Here is a 12,621-nt window from a genome sequence, read left to right on the forward strand (position 1 = left end):
CAAGGTGATGTGTGAAGCACTCTCGGGGCAGCCGCATCTTTCGGTCACGCCAGATCGCGGAAAGGAATTCTCGAAACATGCTCAACTCAGCAAGGAACTGAAGCGTGTGACGTTCTACTTTCCTGCTCCGCACCATCCATGGGAGCGCGGGACCAACGAGAATACCAATGGGCTTCTGCGGGAGTTCTTCCCGAAAGGCAAGGACATCACGGATACGCCAGAGGATTACATCCAACGGAAGTACCATGAGTTGAACCTGCGCCCTAGGAAGTGCCTTGGCTACAAAACACCATATGAGGTCTATTTCTCAAAGGTGTTGCACTTAGCTTGACAATTCGCCGAAAAAAAAGAATGAGGAAGCATGGGGCGAGGCCATCGGTCTGGGTGCTGTTGATCTTAATGACAGTCGACTGGTCTCCGGCAAAACCATGTATAAGGAGTTGCATTCCGGCATAACTAGTACCACCAATACGATTGATGCCGGTAAGACTGTTGCGTGGAATTTGAATGCACTCGATCAGGCCATCGGCAAAGCGACGGTAAATCTGAGCACCTTGGATACACAGGTCAAATCGAATGCAGATGCAATTCAGAACAACACGTCCAATATTTCGACGAATACCACCAATATTTCGGCAAATACGACGGCGATAGATAATTTGAGAACATCTACGACGACTAACTTAGCCACAAAAGCAGATGTCAATGCATCAAACCTTACGAATCTTTCGGATCCGGATTTGACGGCATGGGGTACCGCATTGGGCAAGGGGACAATTGCCGCAGGCAATGAGAAGCTGGTGACTGGTGGTATGCTGCACAGCGAGCTCCGTCCGGCGACTGATGGTACGTATGTGAAGAATGGTAATACGACCGCAACAAATCTGACGGCCTTGGATACGCAGATCAAGAACGTCATTGATGCCATTGGCCTCGATCCTGATAATACAACGACGAGTTACACCTCGAAGCTGAATAAGTATTTCAAGGTCAATCCGAAAGTAACAACAACCGATACTACGACAACGTATGATCCGGATGCCGTTGCCAACGGCACGAACTCCGTCGCGATTGGCCCGAATGCGAAGACGGCGACGTATACGACTACGGTGACTTCCGACGACAGCACGACGACTACAGAAACAGCCGCGGATCATGCTGTTGCCATCGGTGACGGCGCGACGGTCAATGCTGCTGGTGATCAGGGCATCGCTCTGGGCAAGGGCGCGGTGACTGGCGAAGCGGAGGCTTCCACTCCGGATGGCACCACAACCACGACGACCGATGCCAAGGGCGGCGAAAGCAGCGTGGCCATTGGCGACAGTGCTAGGGCAAACGGCAATCAGGCCCTTGCTTTCGGCAAGGGTGCCAGTGTCTTGAATCCAACTGGCACTGGCGTATCAACGGGCAGCACTGCTATCGGCAGTGGCGCGAAAGTAGACGGCGGCAGTAACTCCATTGCCTTGGGCACGAGTGCCGTGGTCAACACTGTCTCAGATGCCATGGCTCTGGGCAATGGTGCTACCATCAATAAGACAGCAAAAGAAAGTATTGCTATTGGCAAAGGAGCCGTGACCGGTGGTGTAGATAAACCCATTACGCTGACCAATGGCACCACCGGGACTCTGGCTGCAGCGGGCGGCTTGGATTCCATTGCCATCGGCAACGGCGCCGTCAGTGAAGGCAATGAAGCTCTGGCACTTGGCAAAGGGGCTAAGGTGACGAATGGGGCTACCGGCGGCGATTCGGCAGCTGCCATTGTCAAGAACGGTTCAGCCGCCATCGGCGATGGGGCAGAAGTCGCGAACTCCGCAACCTCTATGGCCATCGGCAACGGAGCCAGCATCACAGAAGGTGAAAATACGACCGTCATCGGCAGCGGTGCCAAGGCGACGCAGACGAAACAGGCTTTTGTCGCTGGCTATCAGGCATCCTCGGACAGCAGTGCAGAAAGCTCTGTTGCCATCGGTGACAATGCCAGTACGCACTCGGCTCGAACCACCGCCATTGGCTACAAGGCAGAAGCTCACAATGCAGATTCCATCGCCATCGGCAGTGAAGCGAAGACCGACGATAACGGCGGCGGCATCGCCATCGGTAATAAGACATCCGTTGCTCAGGGCGGCATCGCCATCGGCAATGCGACGCAGGCAAGCAATATAAGCTCCTTAGCGATCGGCAATGGTGCGGTAGCAAATGTCAATCAGTCAATCTCGATAGGTTATAATGCTGGTGTCAACACAACAGAAGATTACAAAGAACGAAACGGTTCGCTCGTTGCCATCGGCACGTCGGCCGGCAATAACGTCAAGGGCATGCAGAACGTAGCCATTGGTGCGTCTGCAGGCAGTGCAGTACTGAGCAGTAACAACATCGCCATCGGTACCAATGCTGGCAATGGCATCAAGAATGTAACGAGTGAGACGGATACAAACCCGCAGAATGGTTACAATATCTCCATCGGTGCGGGGGCAAATTACACAGAAGGCAATACGAATCAGAACATTGTCTCGTCGATTGCCATTGGCCATGCTACTCATGCAGTGAACCGTGCTGTTGCTATAGGCGAAGGAGCATCGGCACAGGGGGACTCAGGCATGGCTTTAGGCAATAGTGCAAAGAGTTCCGGTTCCGGCAGTATTGCCATCGGCAATGCGGCTAGTGCAGCAGATGGCAATATTGCTTTTGGCGCTGGTGCTATTGCGTCAGGATCGCCTTCCGGAAATGCAAAGTGGACAAGCCAAGAGGCACCTAAATATTATATCTCTGTGGGAAATCCGGGCGGCGGCTCTACAGATTCGCCGATGCTGAGAAGAATCTCCAATGTAGCAGATGGTTCCGATGACCATGATGTGGCTACCGTTGCACAGCTCCAGGAAGTATCGAATCAGCTAAAGAACACCATTGTCGGCACGGACAGCGATAATAAGGACGTACAAACCTATTCCACCACCTATATCGATAATAAAGTTACTGAACTCAAGAATAATATTTCTGCATCCAAGACAAAGTATTTCTCTGTGAATCCCAGTTCACAGACAACGAATTCTGGTGGCACCGGTGCTAATACCGACGGCGCGGCCGATGCCATGGCTATCGGCCCTAATGCCAAGGCAAGCAGTGTCAAGGCTTTGGCAATCGGTAACAATGTCTCGGCCAGCGGTACGCTGAGCATCGCTATCGGCACGGCCAGCGATCCATCTACAGATACGACTACGGCTGAAACGCCGCATCCTACCTCGTCGGAAGGCACGAGCAGCGTGGCTATCGGTACGTCGGCCATTGCGCAGACCAATGACTCCATCGCTATCGGTACACGCGCGGCAACCTATACGGCCAATACAACAAGCACTCCAGTCTCGACTGTTGGTGTACAGTCCATTGCCATTGGCTTCTCGGCAGAGACGCGCGACGATAATGCCATCTCTATCGGCACGAAGTCGAAGGCAAACAGTGCGGATGCGGTTGCCATCGGCGATGAGGCAGAGGCGCTGAATACGAATGCGGTCGTCATCGGCAAGGCAAGTACGGCTGAGGGAAGTGATTCCGTTACAATCGGTATGTCGAATGCCAATAATGGAAAGGCAGTCATAACTACTGGTAATTCCAACCGGATCACAAACAGCCAGGGTGTTAAAGATACTGTACAGAACAGTGGTCTATACGGCTCCTCGAATGCAATCAGTTCTGTATCTTCATCGAATACCAGCAATGCTATCACCGATGTGTATGCCGTGGGTAATTCCAACACGCTGAATCAGAATGGTGAAAAGAACGTTTTGACCGATGTATCGATTATGGGCAATAAGAATACCATCGAGAATGGTACGGCTGGTGCCTACACGCAGACCGTGAAGCAGATTGCCGTCGTAGGCAGCGGCAATAAGGTCAAGGGAAATACCCAGATCGATTACAACACCTGGGGAACGGTGCAGAGAGATACAATCCTTGGCTATAAAAACACAGTTGATGCCACCACACAGTGGACACCTGTATCCAATCTCCAGATTCTCGGCAATGATGTGACGGCTACCCTTGGCAACTCTGTCTACCTCGGTACCGGCTCTTCCGCTACGGCGTCCAAGTCTGCCACGACGGAAGCCATCACACTTGCCAAAGAGCAGGGAGATGCAGAAGCAATCGCCTCGGATGAATACAAGAAAGCCACGACAGAAGCAGAACAAACGGCCATCAAGCAGAAATACGAAGCCCAGTATATCCATGCGGCCAACATCGCGGCCATGGATCAGGATGGCATTTCTGCCGGCATAACTAACTACGATAAAGACTACACTTATGGCAACGACAGCGCCTACACCTATGCAGGCAGTCAGGCAACCGGTGTAGTAACGGTGGGCAGCAAAGATGCCACCCGCCGCATCCAGAACGTATCCGCCGGTCTCGTCGGCCCCAATAGCACCGATGCCGTCAACGGCTCCCAGCTCTACGCTCTGACACGCCAGATCCGCTTCGGCGGCGACAACTCCACCTTCGGGAAGACTACGGCAGCCGATGATGTCAACGTGGTAGCCAAAGGTTCCAACGAAAAACTGGCCATCACCGGCGGCGCAGAAGGTGTATCTAACACGACCACCACGGATGGCAAGTCTGTGACCACCGTAGACGGCACCAAGATTGCCGACAAGAACATCGCCGTCATTGCAGAAGATGATGCCCTCCATGTCAAACTGGCAAGCAACCTTAAGAATCTGAACACCGCCCAGCTGGGAAAGACCACCGCCACCACAACAACTACTGACGATGGCACATCCACCACAACCTATAGCTATCAGGAAACCCTGAAGCTGGACGGCACCGGTGATAACGGTGGCACACTTGCACTGAAAGATGCAAAGGGTGAGAATGGCGTTACGCTCCGTACCAGCGGTGCGACAAAAACGGCTGATGTGACCGGCGCAGAAACGAACCGTCTCCTTGTCAACGACAAGACCGTAGCCACCACCGACGACGGCCTGAAATTCGGCGGCGACACAGGGACGGACTCTGCCCTGAAGCTGAACAGTAAGCTCACCGTCAAAGGCGGCGCTACGACCGGCTTATCCGATAATAACAATATCGGCGTCGTTTCCGATGGCAAGGGCACGCTGACGGTGAAACTCAATAAGGATGTCAATCTGGGCGCGGATGGCAGCCTGACTACTGGCACTGTGACGGCAGCTACCGTCACCACCGGTAGTAGCACGCTCAACACCAACGGCCTGACCATCACAGGCGGCCCGAAGTTTACCAGTAACGGCATCAGCGCCAATAGCCAGCAGATTAAAAACGTCTTGGCAGGGACGGATGATACCGATGCTGCCAACTACAGCCAAATCAAGAAAGCAACTACAACGGTTGTCAAGGGAACCAATGTAGACAGCGTATCCGATGACACCACTTCTGCCGATGGACACCATATCTACACAGTGAATGTCAGCAATCTGGGAGTCAAGGTGGCTGATGGACAGAAGACTAGTGTAGCACTCAGTGATGGACTGGTCTTTGGCAACGGTACAAACACCACAGCTTCTGTGGGTCAAAATGGTGCCATTACCTTCAATGTGTCCAATGATGCCATCAAGACCCAGGCCAAGGATGCCATCAATATGTCTGCCGGTTCGAATGTAAAGGTAGATACCGCCACCAGTACGGATGGCTCATCCAAAACCTTCACCATCAGTGCCACCCACAATGCTCTGAAATCAGCTACTTTGACGTCAAAGTCCAATGATGTATCCACGCTGACCATCACCGGCAATGATGGTGATACTGCGTCTGTTGATATCAAGAACACGCATCTTACGGTCACGAAAGACTCCGAAGCCAAGACTGTCACGTTCACCAGCAACGACGGCACCACTCCGGCAACAACTTTGAGCCTTAGTGATTTGGGTGCTGCCAGCACAGCAGACATGAATGCAGCGAAGGCAGCCGCATCGACTGAAGTCAAGGCTGGAACCAATGCATCGTTGGGGACGGTAGAGACCAATCAGACGGATCAGCATAAAATTTATACGGTCAATGTCGACAACCTGGGCTTGAAGCAGAATGGCACGGCGGCTGGTACAGTCACGTTGGCTGATGGCATCGATTTTGCGGATGGAACCAATACGTCGGCCACGGTGTCGGATGGAAAGGTGACGTTTGATCTGAAGAGGGATGTTACCGGTATTGATACCGTTACGGCAAACAACTCCATTCAGGCAGGCAATGTCAAAGTTGGCAAGCAGGGGACGGACAACAAGAACTACGTCACCGGATTGGACAATAAGAATTGGACAGTCGGACAGACCACCTACGAGGCAGGCCGGGCGGCTACAGAAGATCAGCTGAAATCCGTTAGCGATAAAGTCGCAAGCGGTTTCCAGGTAACTGACGGTACGACCTCTGCCAATATCGGTGCCGACAAGAAAGTCACCTTCACGAATGGCAATTATACGACCGCGAAGGTGACCCAGGCCACGGATGGGGCTAATGTTCAGTATGATATCAATACGGCTCAGATTAATGCCGGTGCCAATGGCACGATATCTGCACCGACAACTGACGGCGTAGCGACGGCAGCGAATGTAGCTGAGGCCATCAATAGTGCGGCTTGGAACATCAAAGCCAACGACGGCACAGCTACGGCTATCAAGGCTGGAACGACTGTCGGACTCAAGGCGGGCAACAATCTGACACTTTCCCAGAGTGGCACGGATTTCACCTATAGGCTGAATGATGAGCTGACTGGTATCAAGAGCCTGACGACTGTTGCTCAGGATGGAGTCACTACGACTCTTGCCGCAAGTGGCGTGACAATTGCTTCGTCGGGTACTGGCAATAAGTCGGTCTCCTTGACTGCCAACGGCTTGAACAATGGTGGCAAGCAGATCACTGATGTGGCAAGCGGCGGCGATACAGACACCAATGCGGCCAATATCAGCGATGTCAAGCGTCTGGTGCAGGCTTCGGCTAGTGGTACGACTGAGACAGGCTTCAACGTCAAAGGCGATGATGCAACAGCTCAGAAGGTAAAACTTGGCAAGCAGCTTAATGTGGTAGGCGGCACCAATAAGGCCGAAGAGCTGTCGGACAATAACATTGGTGTTGTGACTACAGCTGATGCTGAAGGCAATGCTACTCTGACAGTGAAACTGAACAAGGATATCACGCTTGATTCTGTAACTGCTGGCAACAGCACGTTGGATACAAATGGCCTGACTATCAAAGAAGGCACAACACCCAAGGTGGTAATTACCAACGGTAATGTTACCATGGGCGGAAATGTCATCCATAATGTGGGTGATGGCGTTGCTCCTACCGATGCCGTCAACAAGGGCCAGCTGGAGGCTCTCCAGAACCAGGTCAGCGGTGGCTGGAACCTTGTCGAAAAGAATTCGGATGGGACTGCCGTGACGGCCAAGATTGGTGCTGGCAAGACCGTGACCTATACGGATGGCACGTATACTAAGTCCGTGATTACAAAGGATGACACCACTGGCAATGCCACGGTGAAGGTGGACGTGACCACCGGCACATTTGGTGCTGGTACCGGTGATAAGGCTGGTACGGTTACTTCCACAGCTAATGGACTGGCAACAACTCAGGATGTGGCCACTGCCGTCAACAATGCGTCTTGGACGATTCAGGATGGAAATCATACGGACAATGCACAGCAGGTCAAGGCTGGTGATACAGTGTCTCTCAAGGCAGGCGATAACCTGAGTCTTGAACAGAATGGTAAGGAGTTCACCTACAAGCTCAATCAGACGCTGACCAACATGAACAGTGTCACCGCTGTAGACGACAAACAGAACACGGCTGTCCTGAACGGGGAAGGCCTGAAAGTCACCGATGCCCAGGGCAACGCGCTGACTCAGCATGCTACAGAAGTCCGCCTCCATGATGCCAACAAGGCAGCTGATGACACAACCACTGATGTGGTCCTGAACAAACAGGGGCTGCAGAACGGCGGCCATACCATTACAGGCGTGGCAGACGGCAAGGTGGTGGCCGGTTCCAATACGGACAGCACTACCAGTATCGGTGCGGACAAGACCGTTTCCTTCGTCAACGGCAAAAACAGCACGGTAACCGTATCTGGTTCTGACTCCGGTGCCACGGTCAAAATGGATGTGGATACGGCCGAACTGGCTGTGAAAGACAACAAAGCCGTTGCCACCGGTTCCGGTGTGGCTGATGCCCAGGAAGTGGCAGAGGCCATCAACAATGCGGCCTGGAATGTCCAGAAGGCAGGGGATACTGCCCAGCAGGTGAAGGCCGGCGATACCGTGACCTTTGCGGCTGGCAACAATATGGTCCTGACCCAGAGCGGCACCAGTTTTACCTATGGCCTGGCTCCGGATGTCAATACGAAGAGTATTCGTCTGGGCGGCAGTAAGGATACCAATGATAGCTGGACAGGCGGCATATTCGTTGGCAAGCAGATTGGCGGCGGCGCAAACCAGAATGAGGGCGATTATATCACCGGACTGGATAACACTGCCTGGGATCTGTCCAAAGTGGTGGAGAACCGGGCGGCTACGGAAGGTCAGCTGAAGGCAGCCATCAACCAGGTAACCATTGCCTCCCAGAGCGGTGGCTTCGGCCTGCGGGATGAAAAAGGCAGTACTGTTTCTCAGATGCTGGGCCAGACGGTAGGCATCATCGGCGATACAGAATATGAAGCCGACGGCAAGACCGTCAAAAAGCAGGGCAATATCACCACGGAAGCTGACAGCACCAATGCAGGGGCTGTGAAAGTCAAACTGAACAAGAATCTGGACCTGACAGAACAGGGTTCCGTCACCATTGGCACCACCAGTCTGACCAGCGGTCAGGCCAAAGTGGGCAAGGTCACGGTGAACGGCACCGACAATACAGTGAGCGGCCTGGCCAATACCTCATGGGATGAAGCAATGGCGAAGAAAGATGGCTATAATGGTTCCACGAAAGCGGCTACGGAAAGCCAGCTGCAGGCTGTCTATACCCAGGCTACCACCACCGCTTCGGCCAATGAACAGCATATCCAGGCAGGTACGTATGATGTCATGACCCAATCCGATGCGAATGGGAAGAAGCAGAACAGCGTCACCATGAATATCGTCGATGGAAGTGGAAATACGAAAGGCCAGGTTGTCATCAACGATGTGGCCAAAGCCTCGGATGTGGGGGATACCGACAGGCTGTCCACGGAAGTCAAAACAAAGAACGGCGGCAACGATCAGAAGACCTCTGTCGTGGAAGCCGTCAATAATCTGAACGACAAGGTGAACAGTCGCGTAGGCGATAATCGGTACAGTGCTGTCACGAGCAAGGATCCGGTACAGGATGGAGATAGTTCGACAACGGCTATTGCCAAACTGAACAATCGCATGACCGATATTTACACTACTTCTACGCAGCACTCTTCTGTATCGGTTGATGAGAATCTGACGCTGGATAGCAGCAGTAAAAATACTTCCGGCGGCACCAATTACCAGATCGGCCTGAATAAGGAGAAAATCGACCTGGGCAATGTGACCATCCAAGGGAACGAGGGCTCCATTACGGCGAAATCCATGAAGGCGGATACCTTTACGGCGGGCGACACGGTCGTCAACAAGGACGGCATAAAAGTCGGCGACAAGTCGGCGCTGACGGGCGACTCGCTCAAAGTTGGCGGCAAGACGTATGTCGATGACAAGGGCATCAATGCCAATGGCAAGGCCATCGGGAATGTCGGCGACGGCAAGAACGACGGCGATGCGGTCAATGTCAAGCAGGTCAACGACCTGGCAGCAAGACAGGGCGAGGCCATCGGCCAGAATGCGGCGCACATCAATCAGCTTGACCGGGCGGTCAACCGTCTCGACTCGCGTATCAACCGCGTCGGCGCTGGAGCGGCTGCTCTGGCGGCGCTGCATCCGGGTGAATACAATCCGGACGACAAGGTCGACTTTGCGGCAGGCTTTGGCAATTACCGTGGGGCGAGTGCGGCAGCTGTCGGCATGTACTACCATCCGGATGAGACGACGACGATGTCGGTCGGCGCAAGCTTTGGCGGCGGCGAGAACATGGTCAACGCCGGCATCACCTGGAAGATGGGCAAGGACTCTGGCCACATGAGCACGCAGGCGGCGACTAAGGCTGTCCCGGTACAGTTCGTAGCGGCCCCGACGCAGACGCAGCAGTCGAGTGGCCAGGCAGAGGGTACGAAGATGCCACAGCCGGTCACGGCGGTGACGACGACGGCCAGCGGCCAGCAGGTGCCGATTGTGGCGGCTTATCTGCCGTCGGTCGACAATTCGACGCGGGCGGAGAACGACGAGCTCAAGGAGCTTCTGGCCCGCCAGACGGCCATTCTCGAGAGGCTCGCCGATCAGAAGACGGCGCCAGCTCAGGCGACTGCTCCTGTCAGCGGCGAGGATCTCTTCCCAGATGTGCCGGAGAACCATTGGGCGTACGACTTTGTCGCGAAGCTCGCGCAGGCCGGCGCGCTCAAGGACTGCCGCGTCGAGGACCCGGCGAACAATCCGATGCTCACGCGCAACGACTTCGCGCAGATTCTCTACACGGCGCTCAAGAACGGTGCGACGAAGAACCCCGCCCTCAACAAGGACGGCGGCCTCAACCACCTCGCCAATGAGTTCCGCGCCGAGCTCAAGAACGTCAAGCGCTGAGCCCTGAACCCTGAACTACACAACAGGATACACGAGATTTCCGGAATCCCGCATGCTGCAAGACACGCGGGATTCTTGCTGTAAAAAGCGAAAAAACTTTCTGTTCAAAAGAGGAATCCGAACGCATGAATGCGAATATTACCAGTAAGAGACAGTAAGAGTAACGTGTATCTAATGGGAAGACAACCAATACAGATGTAGACGTATAAGGGGGCATTTCTATGCGACTCGAATTCTTAGGTGCGGCTCATACAGTCACGGGTTCCTGCTATCTGCTGGAGACGGGGGAGGACCGCTATCTGATTGACTGCGGCATGTTCCAGGGTGCCAAGCGCATCCGCGAGTACAACTACGACGCCTTTTCGTTCAACCCGGCGGACATCGACGGCATGCTCCTGACGCATGCGCACGTCGATCACTGCGGCCTCGTGCCGAAGCTCGTGCGCGAGGGCTTCAAGGGGACGGTCTACGCGACGCAGGCGACGTGTGATCTCGTCCGGATCATGCTGCCCGACTCTGCGCACATCCAAGAGTCGGATGCGGAGCTGATGAACCGCAAGGGGAGGCGGCGCGGCGATGAGCCAATCCAGCCGCTCTACGGCGTCGACGATGCGATGGATGCGCTCAAGCAGTTCGCGCCGGTCCCCTATGACAAGGAGCTGCGCTTGTCGGACAATCTGCGCGTCTTCTTCCGCGATGCGGGCCACATCCTCGGCTCGGCTATCCTCGAGATCTACGTGAAGGAGGGCGACAAGGAGACGAAGCTCGTCTTCTCGGGCGACCTCGGCCAGCCGGACCAGCCGCTCCTGCGCGACCCGACGATCATCCACGGCGCTGACTTTGTCATCACGGAGTCGACGTACGGCGACCGCCTGCACCAGCTCTACGACAAGGAGACGGCGCTCATCGAGATCGTCAACGAGACGATGGACCGCGGCGGCAACCTCATCATCCCGTCGTTTGCCGTCGGCCGCACGCAGACGCTTCTCTACTACTTCTACCGGCTGCACTGTGAGGGAAGGCTCGACCCGGACATCCCGATCATCATCGACAGCCCGCTGGCCATCAACGCGACGCGCGTCTTCCTCAAGAACTTCCGCGACTTTGACGAGGAGTCCCTGAAGGTCTTCGGCAAAGAGGGGAAAGTGCCGAACTTTGCACAGGTCCATCTCTGTGAGACGGCGGCAGAGTCGCGCGCGCTCAACTCGTCGGAGGGCTCGGCCATCATCATCTCGGCTTCCGGCATGGCCGATGCGGGCCGCGTGCTGCATCACCTCAAGCACAACCTCTGGCGCCCGGAGTCGACGATCCTCTTCGTCGGTTACCAGGCAGAGGGGTGCCTTGGCCGTCGCCTCATCGACGGCATCACGCGCGTGCGCGTGCTCGGCGAAGAGATCGCCGTCAAGGCGCAGATCAAGAGCCTCGACGGATTCTCGGCACACGCCGACGCCAACCAGATCATGAGCTGGCTCGGCGAGATCCGTGACCCGAAGCCCGCGAAGATCTTCATCGTCCACGGCGAGGCCCCGGCGCAGGAAGCGCTCAAGAGCCGCATCCAGAAAGAGCTCGGCATCGAGTGCTACATCCCGTTCCGCGGCGACCTCGCGAAGATCTCGGGCCGCGCGTCGGAGATCATCCCGTCGAACATCCCGGCCGTCTCGGTCGAGAAGGAGATGGAGGATGTCCTGCGCGACTTCGATTCCGACTACCGCCAGCTGCGCCGCCGCGTCATGCAGTACGTCGTGCGCCAGCCGAAGATGATGGAGCCGGTCATCAAGGTCATGAGCAAGGCGCGCAACTACATGCGCAAGCTCTTCACGCCGTTTAATATCTGATGGGAAATCTGATGGGAGGGAATTTCTCATCTGCCTTGCGTTTCGGTCTGAGATACGATATAATAGCTACAGTCAGATGACACAGACGAAAAAGGAAAATTGCCTTTTTAAGATGCGTACTGCGATGCGCATAAAGGGAGCCA

Annotated in this window: 3 protein-coding genes; all 3 read left to right on the forward strand. The window is 54.9% G+C overall.

The annotated features are described in order from the left end of the window. On the forward strand, nucleotides 1-331 hold a 331-nt coding region (locus T518_RS02245), incomplete at its 5' end, for an IS30 family transposase (RefSeq protein ID WP_036374587.1). Between the two features lie 97 nt (nucleotides 332-428). Next, nucleotides 429-10,643 carry a YadA-like family protein gene (locus T518_RS02250; RefSeq protein WP_036374590.1) on the forward strand — a complete coding sequence of 3,405 codons (10,215 nt, stop codon included), beginning with the start codon at nucleotides 429-431 and terminating at the stop codon, nucleotides 10,641-10,643. 221 nt (nucleotides 10,644-10,864) lie between these two features. After that, nucleotides 10,865-12,478, forward strand: a complete 1,614-nt coding sequence (locus tag T518_RS02255) for an MBL fold metallo-hydrolase RNA specificity domain-containing protein (RefSeq protein ID WP_036374594.1) — start codon at nucleotides 10,865-10,867, stop codon at nucleotides 12,476-12,478. Nucleotides 12,479-12,621: the final 143 nt, after the last annotated feature.

Origin of the sequence: Mitsuokella jalaludinii DSM 13811 (genome assembly GCF_000702905.1) — a bacterium.
Lineage (GTDB): Bacteria > Bacillota > Negativicutes > Selenomonadales > Selenomonadaceae > Mitsuokella > Mitsuokella jalaludinii.